Raw genomic sequence first — 17,549 nt, forward strand, 5'->3', positions numbered from 1 at the left:
CAATTTCCTATAACCCACAAGCTATAAAAGGATTATACCTTGTAGGTTATATATGCAACATTTTAGACGCCAATATCTTCTATTTAGATGCTGGAAGTTAGTTCTTTGCTCAGCGTCTGTTCGCCGACCGAAGCGTATAATCCGCGATGACCGACCAGTCTTTGTCACCTCCGTCAGCATGAACAGCGCGGGCCATTTGCTCGTTCACTGCTGCCAGCATGGGCAGCTCTGCACTCAATGTTGCGGCGGCTTCTCTGGCGAGTCCCAGGTCTTTCAGGCCCAGACTGGCTTTGAACCCCGGTTCATAAACCTCTGCCATGATATTTCGTGAATAGACCTGATAGCTCCGGCCGCCAAACAATGTATTGAGTATGAGATCAAAGAATTGTGCTCGATCCAGTCCATTGGATTCCGTGAGCACTACGGCTTCCGCCATCGCTTCAATCGCCATAGTGATCATCATGTTGCAGGCGATCTTCACTGCATGTGCAGCCGTTTGTTTCTCTCCCATTTCCCATACGCGTTTGCTGATGACGTCCAGCACCGGCCTCACTCGGTCCAACGCATCTGGCTGACCGGCAGCAAGGACATTCAGCTCCCCGCGTGCGGCGACATCCGGCCGGCCCAACACCGGCGCTGCTACATAACTTATCCCGGCTTGTTGATGAACCAGGGCTAGTTGATGTGAAAAACTTACCGATATGGTTGAGGAAATAATATGCACGAGATTTGGGTTGGCTCCGGCAAGCAAGCCGCCATCAATGATGACTTGCTGGATTGCTGCATCGTCAGAAAGCAGAGTTATTGCGACATCACCCAGCAACGCCTCTCCCGGCGCATTGACGTTTATGATGCCCTCAATCTCACGGCCTGAGCGGCTCCAGGCATATACCCGGTGTCCGGCAGCCACTAAATTTCGCGCGATGGCACTCCCCATCGCGCCCATCCCAATGATGCCAATGTTCATGATGTTGTCCTCTGATGAATTAGATATGGCTGGCGCGTACACGCACCGGCGCAATATCCGTAAACTGCACGACGTCTGCCATTACCGCAGTGACTTCTGGTGAAGTAAAAGAAGCTTCGATGGCGGTGTCATCGCGGAAAATGCATTCGCATATCGCAACGGTTCCTGGCTGAGGCACTGCCGGATAAAAGGCTGCAACGCTGAGCAGGCCGTAGCGGGCAAATGACGCCATCACCAGCGGAAGATGTTTGCTGTGGTAGTAATCCTGGTCAAAACGGGATCCTGTCGTTCCGGCGTAGGTAACGTATACGGTTACGTGTGTCATGGTTATCTCCTGGTTTAAGCGGAATGAGGAAAAGGATTAATGCCCTGGGCGCGCACCTGCTCTGAATCCCTGTTCCCGCGCCCGCCATGTGATAAGAAATGCGATGATCAGCAGCAGGATGAGCACCGGTGGGAAAACCTGTGCCCCCCAGTTATTGAGCAAAATGCCGCCAACAAGACCGCCAGCTGCGATAGCGCCGTTCCAGGCCACCACATTGATCGAGAGCGCAAGGTCAGCGCCCTCGCCCGCGCTATCCGCCAGCGCGGTTTGCAGCAGCGTTGCTGCGCCACCGAAAGTGAATCCCCATACCGCTACACCGGCATAAATCACCGCCGGTACTTGTGCAGAGGCCATAAACACCACAGAAACCAGCGTAAAAATGGCAAGGCTAGCCAGCACGCAGGTACGCAGATGGCGATCTACCAGACGCCCGGTAACCGCGATCGCCAGCAATGCCGCGAGTCCAAAAGTGAGCAGAATGACATCTGTCTGTGAAGCGAGGCCCGCCAAATCAAGAAACGGTGCGATGTAGGTATAAAGAATGTTGTGCGCCAGCATCCAGGTAATAACGACGCTGAGGACCGGGCGTACCCCTTTGGTAGTCAGTACGTGCAGCAGCGGCAGGCGTTCATGGCGGGACTGCCCCGGATAATCGGGCACGCTGGTCAGCACCCATATCACCAGCACAACGGTCAGGGCAGATATCCCGGCAAAGGCACTTCTCCAGCCGATTACCCCACCAAGCCATGTTCCCAATGGCAGGCCCAGTGAAAGGGCGATTGGCGTTCCGACCATGGCAATCGCCATAGCTTTACCCTGCTGGTGGATGGCAACCATACGACGCGCATAACCGGCCAGCAGGCTCCATGACAGCCCTGCCGCTACCCCGGCAAAGAATCGTGCCATCAGTGTGAGCCAGTAATGTGAGGACAACGCGGTAATCGAGTTGAAAATAAAGAAACCGGCAATGGCAAGCAGCAGCACATTGCGGCGTCGCCAGCTTTGCGTGGCAATGGTCAGCGGTATCGCAGCCAATAGTGAGCCAAGAGCATAAGCAGTCACGGTCTGACCTGCGAGGGAATTCGAGATACTCAAGCCAGACGCGATTTGCGGCAATAATCCGGCTGGCAACGTTTCAGTAATGATGCAGATGAAACCTGTCATTGCCAGGGCAAGTAACGCTGAAACTGGCAGCCTCTGTGTTTCTGAATGGGGTTGCGGAGCTGCTCGCTCATTCGGTTGTGTAAAGATGGTCTCGTTCTCCATACGTCCTTCAATGTTGTGATATGTACCGATTGGTATATATATTGGTGTGGAAATTTGTACCTGGTATAACCGGGTGCCAACTTATGGGATCTATTTGTGTATCGATCGATACATTAGTCAGGAAGGAAATCTTTGTCAACGACATATGTATCGATTAGTATGTTAGTCGTTAGATTCTGACGGGAGAAAACAATGGCGACTATGGGCCGACCAAGAACGTTTGACAGAGATAAGGCGATTGAAGATGCCATGTTTCTTTTCTGGCAGCATGGCTATGAATCAACCTCACTCGCCCAACTGAAGGCCGGGATCAACAACGGCATCTCTGCGCCCAGTTTCTATGCCGCTTTTGGATCGAAAGAAGCGCTATTCCGGGAGTGCGTGCAGCGTTATATCGCCACTTATGCTCAGGTCACCGAGTTCTTATGGGATAACAACCTGTCAGCTCGCGATGCTCTTGAGACGACGTTACGCCGTTCAGCAGAAATGCAATGTGAGCCAGGACATCCATCCGGCTGCATGGTAGGTCTGGGGGCGATGAGCGCGCCCTCTGCTGAAAATGTTGCTGTCGCTGAACCGCTGGATCGCTCGCGTAATCGCACCAGAGCAGGCGTTGTCGCAACAATTGAGCGTGGCGTTGCGACGGGACAGCTTAACAAAAGCGTCGATGTGAAAGCATTAGCGGCAATGTTCAGTACTTTTTTGTTTGGTATATCGATTCAGGCGCGCGATGGTGCCAGCCTTGATGAGCTGAACAAGGCTATCACGCAGATGATGTGGCTGTGGGATAGCAATAAACAGAATGAAGATTGATATTTTCCGTCGTTATAACGGCAGGAAGATTACCCATCTTCGGATGCGAATTCAGTTTGAACCGCTATTCGAATAGCGTTGCGTAACTGCATCGGGGTACGAATAACGTATCCTGATGGTTGTTATAGCTCAGCGAAACTCCCCCTCATTTACCTGATGAATTAATCCAGCCGACAGCAAATTTGCAGTGCAGATAAAGTTTTCCGCCCTTTTGCCGATATTATCTCCCATAGTAAACCGTTACTTTTATGGATGAAAACATGTCGAAAAAATTGACTCTGTCTCTATTGGCAACAACATTAACGCTGACCGGATGTGCTTCAAAACCCCTTCCTCCGACTGAAAAGCGTGTTCAGACTGAAACAATTACTTCAGAAAACCAATCCCAGCTTACTGTTGAAGGTTGGCAGGACCTCGAAACCGATTACAGCCGCCCATCAGACACACAATTGCGTTATATCACTCAAGGTGACACCACTAAAGCGACGGCATTAAAAACACTTCAGTTTGTTTCAATGATATTTGTCGGCGGCCAGATTCAGGGGTTTAGCAAGGATCAACTTAAAGGAACACAAGCCGTTGGCGTTATGAATCCGTCGCTTTCATACCTGACCCCGCGAGTGAGCGAAGTCCTGAAAGCCGAGATGGATCGTCTGCCAACCAAAAAATACGAAAAACCGCTAATTATAAAGCCATTGACCTGGAAGCTGATTTATAAAAATCTCGCAGGCGGTGATGACAATTATCAATTAGTGATGACGACGACACTCACACGTACTGTCAGCGATCCAGCGGGACACCCAACATCCAAACAAATCGAATGCAGCTCGGATGCAACCACGCCGCAATTCACCCTCCCGCAGTGGCAGGCAAATAATTATGCCAAAGTAAATGAGGTCACGCAGAAACTCATGGATAGCTGCGTAACAACCTTCACCAGCCAGGTGCGATCCTTTCTTTGATGCGGCCAACATATAGGCATCATGGGAAAATAGAACAGGGTAAAAAATGAAAAAGTCGATAACGCTGCTGGCAGCACTGACAACGTTGTGTGCAGTCAGTGCGGTACAAGCCAGCGATGAAAAATTGCCGCCGCCGAATGTCAGCAATGTTTTTATCAATCCTCTTTATTTCTATCGTCAGAATGACCACCTCACCTACGTCACGATGGTGAAACTGAATAATGGTTCCAGAGTTGAACGCTGGAATACCGTGGACTGCGGGAATAAAAAATATTACCGATTGTATCTCGATATCTTAAATAAAGACGGCAAACTGAGTGAGCGCTTTTACGGCGATAAAAGTTATGGGCGCTACGCCCCGCCGCTGGAAATATCTGGTAATGAGGCAAAAGCAGCCGCAATCCTGTGCGATATCAAAGTTAAAAACAGCGACTGGGTTTACAGCGAAAAGAAAAATAATGTCGGTAAGGATATTCCGGAAGCCTCTTCGTTGGTGGATGTCGCGAATGTCATCAAAGTTAAGGACAAGCTGCTTGTCCGGTTGGGTTACGGCTACGATGAGATCGATTACGACCCGCCTTACGATGCTCCTTTTGATCTTAAAGTCGAATACCACGTTTACGACTGTAAAACCGACCAGGACACGGTGATCGGGGCGACAGATGTAGATCCTCACGGGTTCGTTACCGACAGTTTGATCGGTGAAGCAATGAAAAAGCGTGCATCCGACTTTACTAATAGTCCGGCAGTTGTGGAATCATTCAAAACAATGTGCCGCATGGACGAACCCCAGCGCTATGCCGGATCAGGGAAATACCAGAGTCATCCGCATAAAACGGTTGCCAAATACAGCGGACCAATCCTTCCTGACTTCAGGGATAATAATCCGAACTGGATAATGAAGTTTCCGCTGACACCGGAGGTGGAGTCGAAGGGGATGGCACTGATTGCGAATTGGGCGGAGCCTCGCTTCAGACAACTCAAATGGTCAGAAACGCAGGCCGATGATAAGCCGGTGAAAATAATCGCTGATGTTCAGGCTAATGGACTGGTACGGCGGCTTGAGGACTACAACGTTTTTCTCGCGCAGCGCATTATGGTCGCCAATGACATTCAACTGGAGGGGGCAATGAGCATCAGCCCTCTTCCGTCCATCACGCAAAGGATCGAAACTACGCTACGTTTCCCTTTATTTAAGGGGCAGCATTATCATGTGCTAACGCTGACCAAGGGGCAAGACGGCGAAAAGGTCACGCGGATTGAGCGAGACTGCGACGTCGTATCCAGTGGAGATGCTGCAAAGATTAACGCCGCATTTACCGGGAGTTACTGGCGCGTGGAATGTACGCAGTCAGGTTCAGATGGTCCGGAAAAATCAGCAATCGCATGGTTAAATGATTTGCGGATCTTCCTTCCCCTCGAACGTACTTATCATGGTGTGGTAAAACCGATAGCAATTACGGATGTGGGGATTACCCGTTAAAAACGCTTTTTATCGGGTATTGGATGCGGCCATAACGTTTGGCTGCTACCTGGACGGAATAACATCAGGGATGCTTCGGTTTCCTTGATGTTAACGCAGTAAAATGTGTTTATCGGTATTCAGTGCCGTCATAATGTACATCATGCGATGGTAATAGACATCGCTACTCGCTCAGAGATAGAATAAGGTTCAACTTTATTAATTAAAATCAGTAACTAAGGATTTATTTTGAAATTGATTTCTGGGTGGGCTTATTTCGCGTTTTTTTCTCTGCCAGCATTTTTATCTCAACCTATGTACATGCCAGCGTTATCACCTATACACCGGCTCAATCCGATGAGATAGCCGGGCATGCAACGCGAGCAGTCAGGCTTGCGGAATGTGTCGCACTCGGTGCCCAGGCAAAGGTTGACGGTAAAAAATTGCAGGTCCTTGCTAAAAACTTTAGCAAAGAGTCAGATGAATTTTTAGCGGGTATTGATGCAGGGAATATTTCAAAAGAAGCAGCGGGTAAGATCCCGATGATTTGGAGTGCTCTTCTAAATGATTATCACACGTCATATGAGTTTGTGAAAGGCGCACTATGGAATGCTGAACAAGAGCAAGCACGGAAAGCATTTTCGGAAGGCATTGACTCTAATCAGACATGGTCAAAATACAGTAGCGCCCTGACAAACTCAGCTGCATTGCTTTATAATGACAAAAACTGCGAGTTGTTATAATACATATTTCATCGTGTATTATTAGGAGCTGTTTTACTCTAAAAAATAATTATTTATGGGCAGTTATGGGAAACTTTCTCACCTGGCTGTCTCACTGGGGCTGGCACTGGTATTTTTTCAACGGTCTGCCCCATACCTTTATGGTAAAAAAGTTAGAGCCATATGGATTTTAATTAACTTCAACTTTCTCTACAATAAATCCATCCCTACGGAAAAAGTTTAATACTCGTTCTATGTTGCCTATGCCCCACTGATTAGATATTGCCACAACCTCGCCAGATGCAAGCTCGATCAAGTCATCGTCATTTATATGATATCGGTTTCTTTTCTCGTCACTGATAAGTTCTGCTAAGGCAATAGTACGGTTTTTTATGACGCCAGATAATTTCATATGGAGCCCATCTGTTCCCCCTACTTCTAGTACGAGCCATTTTCATTTTAGCCATCTAACTTTACATAATTGGAGTTATGTAAAGTTAGGATCCTTTAAAGGATCCGGGTATGATAATTGCCACCAGTCGTATTTTTGGCATCAGCAACAAAACTGTTCATAAATCAGGCGTCGCTACGTAAAATTTGCAGGGTAATTCCCCGCGCGTTATTCCAGAATTTACGTAGCGCGATCAATTCAATAATCGGCCAAATAACACACAATAATGACGGAATTTGTACAGAACACCGCTCTGGCTCTCAACTTCCCCGATGACGGTGACATTTCAGCGCGACTGAAAGAGTTTGTTCAGGACAGGGATGCGTTTTCAACCAACACCTGGTCACAGCTGATGAGTGTAATGGCAGTATGCTGGCGCTGGTCGCAGGAAAATCAACGCAGCTTTTTGCCAATGTTGTCCAGCGATCTCCGTGACTATCTCTCCTGGCTACAGCAGACTGGACGGGCCTCAAGTACCATTTCAACGCATGCCTCGTTGATCTCAATGTTACACCGTAACGCCGGAGTCACACCGCCAAACGTCTCACCCCTGATTTATCGTGTAATGAAGAAGATAAACCGCATGGCGGTGACGTCCGGGGAGCGCGCAGGTCAGGCCGTACCGTTCAGACTGGCCGATCTGGAGAAGGTCGATGATTACTGGGCGGGTTCTGAACGCTTGCAGGAATTGCGTAACCTCGCCTTTCTGCATATCGCCTACAGCACCCTGCTCCGTATCAGTGAAATTTCGCGCATCCGCGTGCGCGATATCTCAAGGGCTGAAGATGGGCGGATCATTCTCGACATTTCACATACAAAAACTATCGTCATGACGGGTGGACTGATCAAAGCGCTGAGCAGCTATTCCAGCCAGCGTATTGATGAATGGCTTAAGGCATCTGGCCTGTTAAGTGAGCCTGATGCATTTCTGTTCTGTCGGGTGCATCGATCCAATAAGGCGCTTCCGTCAGAACACCAAATATTAAGTCGCCCTGCTGTTGAGGACATTTTCAGAAAAGCCTGGGATGTTGCGGGTCAGAGCGAGCCAGTCAGGGCGAATAAAAACCGCTACCGTAACTGGAGTGGTCACAGTGCGCGTGTTGGTGCTGCGCAGGACATGACTAAAAATGGCTATCCGGTAGCGCAGATCATGCAGGAAGGCACCTGGAAAAAGCCTGAAACCCTGATGCGTTACATTCGTAATGTTGATGCGCATGAAGGTGCGATGGTCGATATGATGGAAAAAAAGAAAGGCAGATACTGACCTGAAGTTATCTCAGCTGTGCTGGCGAATTACCAAAGCGATAGCGGAATCGTTCGGTAAATCGTGATACCGATTTGTAGCCGCATGCATCAGCAACCTGGGTAAGATTCCAGTGGGTAGTTTGGATCAACATTAGGGCATGGTGCATCCGGATATCCAAAAGCAACTGTTCAAACCGCACGCCCTCCTGCCGCAAGCGTCGTCGAAGTGTCGATTCACTCATCGCCAGTGCATCACCGGCAAGTCTGGCGGTCCATCCTTTATCCGGCGCTTCTCGTAACAGCTTGCTCAGACGTGGAAAAATTCCCTGCTGATGAGGTAATAAGAAGTGAACACGTTGTTCCGCCAGTACCAGAAGAAGGTCAAAGATGCGCAGGCGAACCCGCTCATCACTCATCAGTGGGTTTTGCAGCGTTGCCAGTAAATCTTGCACTGAGTCTTTAATATCGCTCAGTAATTCCACTGTGGTTATCTGCGCATTTTTTCTGGCAGCGGCGAGATATTGCGGAAAATGTTGATAGAAACCGTCGAGCACATCCGAATTCAGGGAAATAAACAGGGAACGAAACGGGGAAGCATCGTTTGCCGGATACTTAACATAGTCAGCATCGACCCCCTGGTCGATCACGCCCAGCAGCGTTGGTGTGTTCAGTTCATACGAAGTTGCGACGTGGGAGAACTCAATCCTGCCGGAAAGCACCAGCAACAGTGTCGGTTCATAAAAGAAAAATGAACTCGCCTTCTGCTGAATCTTCAATTCTGGCCATGCAACGGAGATTAAATTTGCCCGCCGAAGACTGTCACGGGAAAAACCAGACCCTGGCACTGGACTCTCTTTAACAGGCAATGCACTTTCACTGGTCATGGTTTTTCCTGATTTTGTATCGTTAAATCTTCACGTCTGGATTCAGGCTATAAAGCCCGGTCAGCTTGGCTTCAGCCAGGACATGACTCTTTTTCACTGCTTGCAGGATGTTAGCTCCAGTCAGTTCGCCTTCGACTGTCAGGGTCGGCGTTGCCAGTGCATATAATGTGAAAACATAATGATGCACGATCTCATCATTCCAGGGTGGGCATGGGCCATCATAACCATAGTAAGTCCCGCCCATAGCATCATCGCCGGCAAACCAGGCGGTATAGTCGTTGATGCCATGTTTCAGTCCACCAGGTGCTTGCGGCCCGGTTTTGCCCTTGGCCGTAATGCCGTTTGACTGTGCACCCTCAGCGATTTCTGTCTGCGTAGACGGAATATCAAACAGCGACCAGTGATAGAAATCGGTTCGCGGCAGTGAAGCCGGAACAACTTTGCCTTCCTGATTGACGTTTTCGCCGCTGGTCGGGACATCATAATCATGGCAAATCAATACCAGTGACTGTGTTCCGGCAGGCAAATCTGACCAGCCGAAATGCGGGTTCTGGTTATCAGACAAACGTACATGGTTCTGTGCATCATAAACCGCGAAGCTGTTTTTCCCGGGGATGACTTCCCCGTCATTGAAGCTGTGGCTGAATAATTTCATCTCTTCTCCTTGTGCGACTCGGATGGAACGACAATCAACGTCAACCTGATTATAAGAAGCTTCTCGACTTTATGACGATCTAATCCGGTCAAATTTATCCCCGAAGCCGTCATTATGGACCGGATTGGTTATCTGATGTGCATCATCATGGCTTGTGGTGACTATGGACTTTCCGGAAGTACGATTCAAACAAAACTAAAGTTTATTAAAGTTGTCTTTAATAAAATCCACAGCCATTAAAATCATTTTTAGTACATTGTCAGTTATTAAAGGCAGGGATACATCGTCTCGCTTCCAGGAAAAGAGTACCTTCAGCAGTCAGCGTGACTCTGCGTTTGCTGCGGTTAAACAGGCACTGGACCAACATCGACTGTTGCGCGTGATTTTTGTCATCGATGCAGTGCGCAAAAAAATCTCCCTGTAATAAGTGAAATAGGATTAATCACATAGGTTTCAACCGACAAACAATAGCCGAAACCGATATTTTATTGCCATAGATTCTGAACCATCTATTCATATTGAAAAACGATGTCGATCTTTTCTTCGGCAACATTGACGGTTATTTCACATTTGGACCAAATCGCAGTCCCATCAGGCATACCGCTTTCGACAGAATGCTGCTGAAGTTCGCGTAACGCTTCGGATAAGTCGGCAACAGCCAGATGATCAGGCTCGAACCAGTCCGGCTCGCCACTGTCATCCAGATAATCAAATTCGAACTCCCCTGCTCCAGTTGCAGAAAACAGTTTGGCTTTGACAAACAACTCGCTGGCATTCGCGGGTCCACAGCTATAAATAATCTGTCCGATCCTCTGATAAAGAAGTTCGTCTTGCATTGCTTCACCTCGATGAATACTTTTCTTGTACAGTATCATGATGTTGCGATCTTCCATCACACATAATTTCCGAAAGTCACTCTGGCTACTGGGATCCTTTGGATCTGAATTTTGCTCCAGTGAATCCTGTCAGAACAATGCCAGACTGAAGTTACATTTCGTATTCTTCAACTTGAGGTGATTTGAAGAGTTAAAGATAAGATTACGTTTTTTCACATAACCTGCACAACCTATGTCTAAAGAGAAAATTTAAGAGAAGGTATTACCTCATCTCTTAACAAAATGGGTAAGAGAATTGAAAATATAATAGCTTCATCATGAAAATTCCCTTCACTGGAAAGATCAGTATGTATATACTCAATTTAAAGCAGTATTTGAGGTCATGCAGATAACGACCTTCTTACATTCAAAACCAGATTTTGGAGATGTCCATGAACGAATCACTGAAAGCGATAAATAACATTCGTACACTCCGTGCACAGGCACGAGATCTGGCTCTGGCTGATCTTGAAGAAATGCTTGAGAAATTAAGCGTAGTCGTTGCAGAACGTCGTGAAGAAAGTCATGCCGAAGAAGCGGCCGTTCGTGAGAAAGCTGAGAAACTCGCTAAATATCGTGAGCTGTTGCTGGAAGACGGTATTGATCCTACTGAACTGCTGGGTGCTTTGCAGAGTGCAGGAAAACCTCGCGCAAAACGCGCACCTCGTCCGGCCAAGTACAAATATACCGATGAAGATGGCCAGGAAAAGAACTGGACCGGCCAGGGTCGCACGCCAGCTGTGATTAAAGCGGCAATCGACAGCGGTAAATCTCTGGATGATTTCCTCATCTAAATAGCCTGTCGATGTGATGTGGGCGAAGTGCCCACATCATTGCATTTCTTTTTTGCCGTCTATTCAATCAAGACTTATCACTGTTGCATCACATCAACAAGTTTCTAATCCTATTTCTCTGGCCCTGCACCCGGGTTAATAACGAGCAACACCACTGAGTGCGAATTGTTGAGCAAGACATGCGCAGTACGATTAATTTTGCATAAGTAAGCACACTGCATACTTTATTCGAAGCTTTATGTTAGTTTCGTCATGAGTACCTGCTATCCAAGAGTGAGACAATGCATCTGATTACGGTCACCACCACATCCACCACTACCACCGCAACCTGCGGCGGCGTGAGTGTTTCTGTGGCGAATACCTGAGCAGACAGAATCTCAAACCCCGCCGTTCTGGACGGGGATCAAAACTCCGTTCATCGCCGGTTTGAATGGAGACACTTCATGAAAAATGCATTACTGATTATTGATATGCAACAGGGACTGTTTCATGGTCCGCATATTCCCTATGCTGCCAGCTCAGTTTTATCCAATATCAGACTTCTGATTAAAAAAGCCAGATTGTCAGGTACTCCGTTGTTTTTTGCCCGCCACACCGGCCCGGATGGATCACCTTTTAGTGAGCAGAGTCCCCTGACGCAACTGATACCTGAACTTAACGTCAATGTTGAACAGGACAGCGTATTTATCAAAAAATATCCTAACTGTTTCCGTGATACGGTACTGCTACAGCAGCTTAAGCGAAGCAATATTGATCAACTGGTGATTGCCGGAATGAAATCAGAGATTTGTGTGGATACCACCTGTCGTGCAGCTTTTGATGCCGGGTTTAAAGTGGTGCTGATTTCAGATGCACATACTACGATCGATAATCCGGCCCTGACAGCGGATAATATTATTCGCCATCATAACCAGACTCTGGCTGGCCCCTTTGTTAGTCTGGTCAGCACAGAGGAATGGGTGGCATAAAACTGAGTCAAATAACTGTGCTTAATAATGCAGTGAATCATTTTTTTCCTGAACAGGGTGCGATGCCGGTAACGGCCGTATCGGCAGACTTCATAAATGGACATGTTATTCCTGCGCACAGTCATGACCTCGCTCAACTGCTGTATGCGATTGAAGGGGTCTTGGTCATTGAGACCAGTGCAGGGCGCTGGGTCGTCCCACCCAGCAGAGGCGTTTGGTTAAAAGCGGGTATCAGCCACACGGTGCGTATGCGTGGTGCGGCCAGGATGCGCAGTATTTTTGTGCTGCCCGATGCGATACCGGGACTTCCCGACGAGGACTGCGTTATTGAAGTGTCTCCGTTACTGAGAGAGTTGATTTTGGCGGCGACCAGAGTCGAGGGAGATTACCTGCCAGATAGCCGTGATGCGCGTCTGATGCGGTTTATCCTTGATGAGTTGTGCACATTACCGGTTTTACCCTTCAACCTTCCCTGGCCGCAGGATTCCCGCATTTTACGAGTTTGCCAGTTGCTGTCTGCGGAACCCTCTGATGCCAGAACCGCTAACGACTGGGCTGACCTGCTGTCGATGACAGTCAAAACTTTCCATCGTCAGTTCCACAAACAAACCGGCGTGACATTTGGCCGCTGGCGGCAGCAGGCCAGACTGCTGCTGTCGCTGGAGTCTCTGGCGCAGGGCCAGCCGGTCTTACAGGTGGCGTTACAGCATGGCTATGAGAGCCAGAGTGCTTTTGCGGCGGCTTTCAAACGTCAATTTGGCATGCCGCCTTCGGCTTTTTATTCTTAATCGTTGCTTTTTCGCAGTACCAACCCGGTGATGACGCAGAGCAACATGGCGATCCCCGCGAGATAAAAAGCATCGCTGTATGCCATCAGCAACGCATTCCGTTGTATCTCCTGGTTGATCAGTGCCATCACCTGCATACGTAAACGGGTTAAACCCTCTCCATAGAGCGCCGCAGCGTAACTGATGTGCTGGTGAGACAACCGATTTACCATCGCGACCATGCTTCCCTGGGTGCCCTGAGAAAAATCCGTGACAGCGTCACCGAGTCGTACGGCATGAAACCTGGCGCGCTCCACCACTATCTGACTCGACAGCGCGATCCCTATCGCGCCGCCAACATTTCTTATCATGGAGAACAGACCCGAGGCAGATCCAACCTGTTCTTTTTCCAGCCCCTGAATCGCCATCACCCCTAACGCGACGACGACCAGCGACTGGCCGATGCCGCGTACCACCAGTGAGGGCACAATCACATTAGCCGCCGCATCAGGATTAAGATGGATGTTCATCAGGCATCCCAGAGCCGTGATGAGAAATCCGACGATGATGATGGTTCGCGCACTGGTCCAGCGCATCAAATGCGGTGTGGCGAAAGACATAATGAACTGAATGATGCCATAGGGGATCATCATGATACCGATCTGGCTGGCGTTATATCCCTGTACCTCGGCGAAGTAGTTCGGCACCAAAAAGACCACGCCAAATACCACGGCACCGAAGCAGAACTGCATCAGGCTGGCGATGCCAAAATTGTAACGTCCCAACAGACGAAGGTTGATAAAAGGTGTTTTACTCCTGAGTTCAACCCAGACAAACCCGACCAATCCGATTACAGCCAGCAGCGTACAGTTAATGATATAGGCGGAAGAAAACCAGTCGTTACGCTCGCCCTCTTCCAGCATGATCTGGAGTGCAGACAACCCCAGTGCCATGGTGATAATGCCCCACCAGTCTCCCTGCCGTAACTTTTCCAGCATCAGTGGCTGGGGTTTAACCGACCAGCCAATCGCCGCCAGCAACAACAGACCCGGTGGCACCTGCAAATAGAAAATCCACCGCCAGGAATAGACGTCTGTCAGCCAGCCTCCCAGTGACGGCCCGGCAGCCTGAGCAACATTGTTGGCAACGGCGAACAGGGCCATGCCCAGCGCATGTTTTCTGGCAGGCAACTCACTGACAATAAGTTGAAAAGAGAGCGGGATCAGAACGCCACCGAAGGCACCCTGTAACGCGCGGGAGACGATCATGGTCTGTATATTCGGTGCCATAGAGCAGAGGACCGAAAAGATCACAAAGCCCGTGGTCCCGGTCATCAGGACTCTGCGCATCGAAAAAATTGATACCAGCCAGCCTGTGACAGGGATGATGATGATTTCCGCTACCAGATAAGCCGTGGTGATCCATGACCCCTCTTCAAATGACGCACCCAGTGAGCCGCGTATATCCGGCAATGAAGCATTAGTCACATGCACATTCATCCCCGCCATAAAACAGCCCACTACGCTGCCCAGCACGGCTACCCAGGTACGAAGCGAAATGGAGTTTGTGGGTTCTATGGTCAGTTGCTTAGTCATGATGGGTGTCCACGGTCACCAAAACGGACATCCCCGGACGAATCACATCTTCTCCGTACTGTCCTTCTGAGAGCCGAACCTTCACCGGCATACGCTGGACTATTTTGGTGAAGTTCCCCGTCGCGTTATCTGGCGGCAACAGCGCGAACTGAGCGCCAGAGGCTGGAGCGAAGCTGTCCACCGTTCCACGAAAGCGCCTGCCACCATAGGCATCAACGCTGATTTCCGCAGGCTGACCAATGTGCATGTGATCAAGCTGGGTTTCCTTGAAGTTGGCAATCACATAAACATTGTCAGGCACCACCGCGAGTAAAGGTGCCCCCGTTTCAACATATTGCCCGGTTCTGATGGATCGCTGTCCGACGGTGCCGGTAATCGGACTGATGATATTGGTACTGGCTAAATCAATCCGCGCAAGATTCAGTTGCGCCTGAGCCTGGCGCAACGCCGCATCAGCATTGTCCTGCTCGGCTACGGCTGCCTGCCGCTCACTCGCCAGCACCCCGCTCTCCTGTCGGGTGATTGATAATGCAGCCTGTGCCTGCGCAACTGAGGCAACCATTTTTTTCATCTGGGCGTTAGCGGATTCCAGCAGTTGTTCACTGCTGACATGTTGACTGACCAGCCGCTGCTGTCGCTGCGCTTCCTGCACGGCACGGGCGGATTCGGCTATTGCTGCATGGACGGTTGCCATCGCTTCATCAACGCGATTTTTCTGCTGTGCCTGACGTGCATCCAGATTGAAAATCTGCGCCTGCCGGAGACGCTTTTGCGCCTCTGCTGACTTCACGACCGCTTCCGCCTGACTAACCTTCGCCTGATATTCATTATCGTCAATCCGGGCCAGCACCTGTCCTGCGCTGACGCGCTGATTATCCTGAACCTCTACGACCGCCAGATAACCACTGACCCGTGGTGCAAGCGTCACAATATCGGCCCGCACATAGGCATCATCGGTATCGGTCATCCAGCGGGCGGTCGTCCACCAGTAAATTCCCCATGTCAGTGCGATGATCAGCAGAAATATGGCGATCATCAGAGTACGGGGGCGGGGTTTTGCATAGTGATGAGTAAAGGCCTGCTTTTCAGCAACCTGCGGATTCTTGGTCATTGTTTTATTTCTCTGTTATCGACAAGGGAGATCTGAGATGGAACAGGCCTACGCTGCGGCTCTGGTAAGGGTATGGACGGAGCCTGCTGCCAGCCGCCCCCGAGCGATTTAAACAGCGCGATCTGTGTATTGATCAGTTGGGTGTCGGCGCTGGCTAACTGGTGCTGAATAGCGATGTCAGTGCGTTGTGCATCCAGAAACTCCAGCGCGGTCGCTGCGCCCTCTTTTCTGGCAATGGACGCAAGTTTTAACGCATGCTGACTGCCAGCCGCCGCCTTTTGTAACGCTGCATTCTGTTGTAATGCCGCGTTATAATTCGTCATACCTTGCTGTACATCTTTCAGTGCACCAAGAATGATGGCATCGAAATGTGCCAGAGCAGACTGCTCGTGGGCATTCGCCTGAGCAAGACGTGCGCGTTGCTCACTCTCATTCGGGAATGACCAGGAAATAAGTGGACCGAGACTCCAGATGGTCGCTCCGCTTTTATCCCACCCATCTGGCTGATGGGCTGAGCTGAACACGCTGCCGCCAATCGATATTTGGGGGTAGAAGTCGGCAGTAGCGACGCCGATGCGAGCCGTTGCCGCAATCAACGCCTGCTGAGCGCGCAGGACATCCGGGCGTCGGCTTAACATTGTCATCCCCTCACTATGAGGAACCGCAATGCTTGTCAGCGAGGGCGTTGACTGACACTGCATTGCCGCCTGAGGTGGGTTGTCAGGCAATTGCCCCATTAATACGGCAAGCTGAGCAAGGACATTGTGGCGCGCAGCCTGTAAGGGAGGAAGCTCAGCTGCTGCCAGTTCAACTTGGTTCTGCGCACGTATCACATCCAGCTCAACACCTGCACCGGACTGATACAATTGGCTGGCGAGTTGCTGGCCCTGTGTTGCCAGCAGCAAAGAACGCTGTGCGATACCGATCCGCTGGGCGTAACTACAGGCACTGAGCCAGGCGCGGGTGGTTTCGGCTGCAACCAGCACGCGCGCGCCCTCCTCTTCTGCCATCACCGCCAGCACATCGGCGTTGGCTGCATGGCGCATCGAACGGAGGCGACCAAAAAAATCGATTTCCCACTGCACATCGATACCAATGCCATAACGTGCACCGGTACGGATATGGTCGGATTGATCCAGAGCGGCTTCTAACTGGTCATTTGCAGTACTGCCGTATCCGGCCTGAGTATTCAGGGATGTCGTGGGAAGACGCGCTGCATCCGTTTCATCCACCACAGCTTTTGCTGCCCGGAGATTTGCAGCGGCCATACGCAGATCGCGATTATTAGTCAGCGCCTGTTCAACCGCGTGATTCAGATCCGCATCGTGATAGAGGGTCCACCACTTATCAGGGATGGACACGCTTTGCCCGTCGAGTTTCACGGGTAAAGTGGTTATGGGGGGCTGTTCCGGCCCTGATGTACAACCTGCTAACAGCAGGGGGAATAAGGCAACATAACATCCAGCGGATTTGTTCATTGGACAAACTCGTTAATGAGAATGCGTCCAGGTTACTAAATTGCTGGGTGTCTTTATGTCGCGTGCTGGACTATCTTTATCGCGAAATGGACATTCGGGCATGGCGAAGGTAGCGTGACAGGAAACTTTCTTGCCCTACCCTTTGGTTGAACAACCAGCGAAGTGTAGGCTTGGGGTGGCCAAATTGGTCTGAACCCGGTCATCTGTGC

Annotated in this window: 18 protein-coding genes; 8 read left to right on the forward strand and 10 right to left on the reverse strand. The window is 49.9% G+C overall.

Going from position 1 to position 17,549, the window contains the following annotated elements; translation table 11 throughout:
• Positions 1-109: 109 nt before the first annotated feature.
• The 3 genes from AC6I8N_RS25230 to AC6I8N_RS25240 are packed head-to-tail and all read right to left on the reverse strand — an operon-like array spanning position 110 to position 2,456.
• Positions 110-967 (reverse strand): NAD(P)-dependent oxidoreductase, encoded by an 858-nt coding sequence (locus AC6I8N_RS25230; RefSeq protein ID WP_497831365.1) that lies wholly within the window; start codon positions 965-967, stop codon positions 110-112.
• A 19-nt stretch (positions 968-986) separates the two neighbouring features.
• Positions 987-1,292: an EthD family reductase gene (locus AC6I8N_RS25235; protein ID WP_497831366.1), complete on the reverse strand. Its 306-nt coding sequence runs from the start codon at positions 1,290-1,292 to the stop codon at positions 987-989.
• 36 nt (positions 1,293-1,328) lie between these two features.
• Positions 1,329-2,456 (reverse strand): MFS transporter, encoded by a 1,128-nt coding sequence (locus tag AC6I8N_RS25240; protein ID WP_021183996.1) that lies wholly within the window; start codon positions 2,454-2,456, stop codon positions 1,329-1,331.
• A gap of 294 nt (positions 2,457-2,750) precedes the next feature.
• On the opposite strand from AC6I8N_RS25240, the gene AC6I8N_RS25245 reads away from it, so the two are divergent.
• The 4 genes from AC6I8N_RS25245 to AC6I8N_RS25260 all read left to right on the forward strand — a co-directional run bounded on the left by AC6I8N_RS25245 (position 2,751) and on the right by AC6I8N_RS25260 (position 6,538).
• Complete coding sequence (locus AC6I8N_RS25245; protein WP_497831367.1) at positions 2,751-3,371, forward strand: TetR/AcrR family transcriptional regulator; 621 nt, start codon at positions 2,751-2,753, stop codon at positions 3,369-3,371.
• A gap of 260 nt (positions 3,372-3,631) precedes the next feature.
• Positions 3,632-4,333, forward strand: coding sequence for a hypothetical protein (locus AC6I8N_RS25250; RefSeq protein ID WP_497831368.1), 702 nt, complete (start codon positions 3,632-3,634; stop codon positions 4,331-4,333).
• A 46-nt stretch (positions 4,334-4,379) separates the two neighbouring features.
• Positions 4,380-5,816 (forward strand): hypothetical protein, encoded by a 1,437-nt coding sequence (locus tag AC6I8N_RS25255; protein WP_497831369.1) that lies wholly within the window; start codon positions 4,380-4,382, stop codon positions 5,814-5,816.
• Positions 5,817-6,061: 245 nt separating this feature from the next.
• On the forward strand, positions 6,062-6,538 hold the full coding sequence (locus AC6I8N_RS25260) for a hypothetical protein (RefSeq protein WP_497831370.1): 477 nt from the start codon (positions 6,062-6,064) through the stop codon (positions 6,536-6,538).
• A 169-nt stretch (positions 6,539-6,707) separates the two neighbouring features.
• On the opposite strand, the gene AC6I8N_RS25265 is transcribed toward AC6I8N_RS25260, so the two are convergent.
• Complete coding sequence (locus tag AC6I8N_RS25265; RefSeq protein ID WP_497831371.1) at positions 6,708-6,929, reverse strand: hypothetical protein; 222 nt, start codon at positions 6,927-6,929, stop codon at positions 6,708-6,710.
• Between the two features lie 265 nt (positions 6,930-7,194).
• Here AC6I8N_RS25265 and AC6I8N_RS25270 point away from each other — a divergent pair, with 265 nt between their 5' ends.
• The gene (locus tag AC6I8N_RS25270; protein ID WP_497831372.1) at positions 7,195-8,232 is read left to right on the forward strand and encodes a tyrosine-type recombinase/integrase; all 1,038 of its coding nucleotides are present in this window, start codon (positions 7,195-7,197) and stop codon (positions 8,230-8,232) included.
• Positions 8,233-8,239: 7 nt separating this feature from the next.
• Here AC6I8N_RS25270 and AC6I8N_RS25275 read toward each other — a convergent pair whose 3' ends face one another.
• The 3 genes from AC6I8N_RS25275 to AC6I8N_RS25285 all read right to left on the reverse strand — a co-directional run bounded on the left by AC6I8N_RS25275 (position 8,240) and on the right by AC6I8N_RS25285 (position 10,588).
• Positions 8,240-9,097, reverse strand: a complete 858-nt coding sequence (locus AC6I8N_RS25275) for a helix-turn-helix transcriptional regulator (RefSeq protein WP_021184002.1) — start codon at positions 9,095-9,097, stop codon at positions 8,240-8,242.
• A gap of 22 nt (positions 9,098-9,119) precedes the next feature.
• Positions 9,120-9,752: a YbhB/YbcL family Raf kinase inhibitor-like protein gene (locus AC6I8N_RS25280; RefSeq protein WP_497831373.1), complete on the reverse strand. Its 633-nt coding sequence runs from the start codon at positions 9,750-9,752 to the stop codon at positions 9,120-9,122.
• 509 nt (positions 9,753-10,261) lie between these two features.
• Positions 10,262-10,588 carry a hypothetical protein gene (locus AC6I8N_RS25285; RefSeq protein WP_208726936.1) on the reverse strand — a complete coding sequence of 109 codons (327 nt, stop codon included), beginning with the start codon at positions 10,586-10,588 and terminating at the stop codon, positions 10,262-10,264.
• A 431-nt stretch (positions 10,589-11,019) separates the two neighbouring features.
• On the opposite strand from AC6I8N_RS25285, the gene AC6I8N_RS25290 reads away from it, so the two are divergent.
• From AC6I8N_RS25290 to AC6I8N_RS25300, 3 genes are all read left to right on the forward strand, one after another.
• Positions 11,020-11,421, forward strand: coding sequence for an H-NS family histone-like protein (locus AC6I8N_RS25290; RefSeq protein ID WP_021184006.1), 402 nt, complete (start codon positions 11,020-11,022; stop codon positions 11,419-11,421).
• Positions 11,422-11,864: 443 nt separating this feature from the next.
• Complete coding sequence (locus AC6I8N_RS25295; RefSeq protein ID WP_497831374.1) at positions 11,865-12,389, forward strand: cysteine hydrolase family protein; 525 nt, start codon at positions 11,865-11,867, stop codon at positions 12,387-12,389.
• Between the two features lie 62 nt (positions 12,390-12,451).
• A complete protein-coding gene (locus tag AC6I8N_RS25300; RefSeq protein ID WP_497831375.1) occupies positions 12,452-13,177 on the forward strand; it encodes an AraC family transcriptional regulator in 726 nt (241 codons plus the stop codon).
• On the opposite strand, the gene AC6I8N_RS25305 is transcribed toward AC6I8N_RS25300, so the two are convergent.
• From AC6I8N_RS25305 to AC6I8N_RS25315, 3 genes are read right to left on the reverse strand one after another with little or no spacing between them, the layout of a single operon-like run.
• A complete protein-coding gene (locus AC6I8N_RS25305) occupies positions 13,174-14,751 on the reverse strand; it encodes a DHA2 family efflux MFS transporter permease subunit (protein WP_497831376.1) in 1,578 nt (525 codons plus the stop codon). The two genes, AC6I8N_RS25300 and AC6I8N_RS25305, sit on opposite strands and share 4 nt — an antisense overlap.
• Complete coding sequence (locus AC6I8N_RS25310) at positions 14,744-15,862, reverse strand: HlyD family secretion protein (RefSeq protein WP_497831377.1); 1,119 nt, start codon at positions 15,860-15,862, stop codon at positions 14,744-14,746. The genes AC6I8N_RS25305 and AC6I8N_RS25310 overlap by 8 nt, the downstream gene beginning before the upstream one ends.
• The gene (locus AC6I8N_RS25315; RefSeq protein ID WP_497831378.1) at positions 15,859-17,340 is read right to left on the reverse strand and encodes a TolC family protein; all 1,482 of its coding nucleotides are present in this window, start codon (positions 17,338-17,340) and stop codon (positions 15,859-15,861) included. Before AC6I8N_RS25315 ends, AC6I8N_RS25310 begins: the two co-directional genes overlap by 4 nt.
• Between the last annotated feature and the right edge of the window lie 209 nt (positions 17,341-17,549).

It is taken from the genome of Pantoea sp. X-Soil-TKNS-1279 (assembly GCF_059730565.1).

Excerpts from the sequence above, each read along its gene's own strand:
- AC6I8N_RS25265 (WP_497831371.1), bottom strand. The coding sequence starts at position 6,929 with ATGAAATTATCTGGCGTCATAAAAAACCGTACTATTGCCTTAGCAGAA.
- AC6I8N_RS25270 (WP_497831372.1), top strand. The coding sequence starts at position 7,195 with ATGACGGAATTTGTACAGAACACCGCTCTGGCTCTCAACTTCCCCGAT.
- AC6I8N_RS25240 (WP_021183996.1), bottom strand. The coding sequence starts at position 2,456 with ATGACAGGTTTCATCTGCATCATTACTGAAACGTTGCCAGCCGGATTA.
- AC6I8N_RS25285 (WP_208726936.1), bottom strand. The coding sequence starts at position 10,588 with ATGCAAGACGAACTTCTTTATCAGAGGATCGGACAGATTATTTATAGC.
- AC6I8N_RS25315 (WP_497831378.1), bottom strand. The coding sequence starts at position 17,340 with ATGAACAAATCCGCTGGATGTTATGTTGCCTTATTCCCCCTGCTGTTA.
- AC6I8N_RS25310 (WP_497831377.1), bottom strand. The coding sequence starts at position 15,862 with ATGACCAAGAATCCGCAGGTTGCTGAAAAGCAGGCCTTTACTCATCAC.
- AC6I8N_RS25245 (WP_497831367.1), top strand. The coding sequence starts at position 2,751 with ATGGCGACTATGGGCCGACCAAGAACGTTTGACAGAGATAAGGCGATT.
- AC6I8N_RS25295 (WP_497831374.1), top strand. The coding sequence starts at position 11,865 with ATGAAAAATGCATTACTGATTATTGATATGCAACAGGGACTGTTTCAT.
- AC6I8N_RS25275 (WP_021184002.1), bottom strand. The coding sequence starts at position 9,097 with ATGACCAGTGAAAGTGCATTGCCTGTTAAAGAGAGTCCAGTGCCAGGG.
- AC6I8N_RS25300 (WP_497831375.1), top strand. The coding sequence starts at position 12,452 with ATGCCGGTAACGGCCGTATCGGCAGACTTCATAAATGGACATGTTATT.
- AC6I8N_RS25235 (WP_497831366.1), bottom strand. The coding sequence starts at position 1,292 with ATGACACACGTAACCGTATACGTTACCTACGCCGGAACGACAGGATCC.
- AC6I8N_RS25305 (WP_497831376.1), bottom strand. The coding sequence starts at position 14,751 with ATGACTAAGCAACTGACCATAGAACCCACAAACTCCATTTCGCTTCGT.
- AC6I8N_RS25250 (WP_497831368.1), top strand. The coding sequence starts at position 3,632 with ATGTCGAAAAAATTGACTCTGTCTCTATTGGCAACAACATTAACGCTG.
- AC6I8N_RS25290 (WP_021184006.1), top strand. The coding sequence starts at position 11,020 with ATGAACGAATCACTGAAAGCGATAAATAACATTCGTACACTCCGTGCA.
- AC6I8N_RS25255 (WP_497831369.1), top strand. The coding sequence starts at position 4,380 with ATGAAAAAGTCGATAACGCTGCTGGCAGCACTGACAACGTTGTGTGCA.
- AC6I8N_RS25280 (WP_497831373.1), bottom strand. The coding sequence starts at position 9,752 with ATGAAATTATTCAGCCACAGCTTCAATGACGGGGAAGTCATCCCCGGG.
- AC6I8N_RS25230 (WP_497831365.1), bottom strand. The coding sequence starts at position 967 with ATGAACATTGGCATCATTGGGATGGGCGCGATGGGGAGTGCCATCGCG.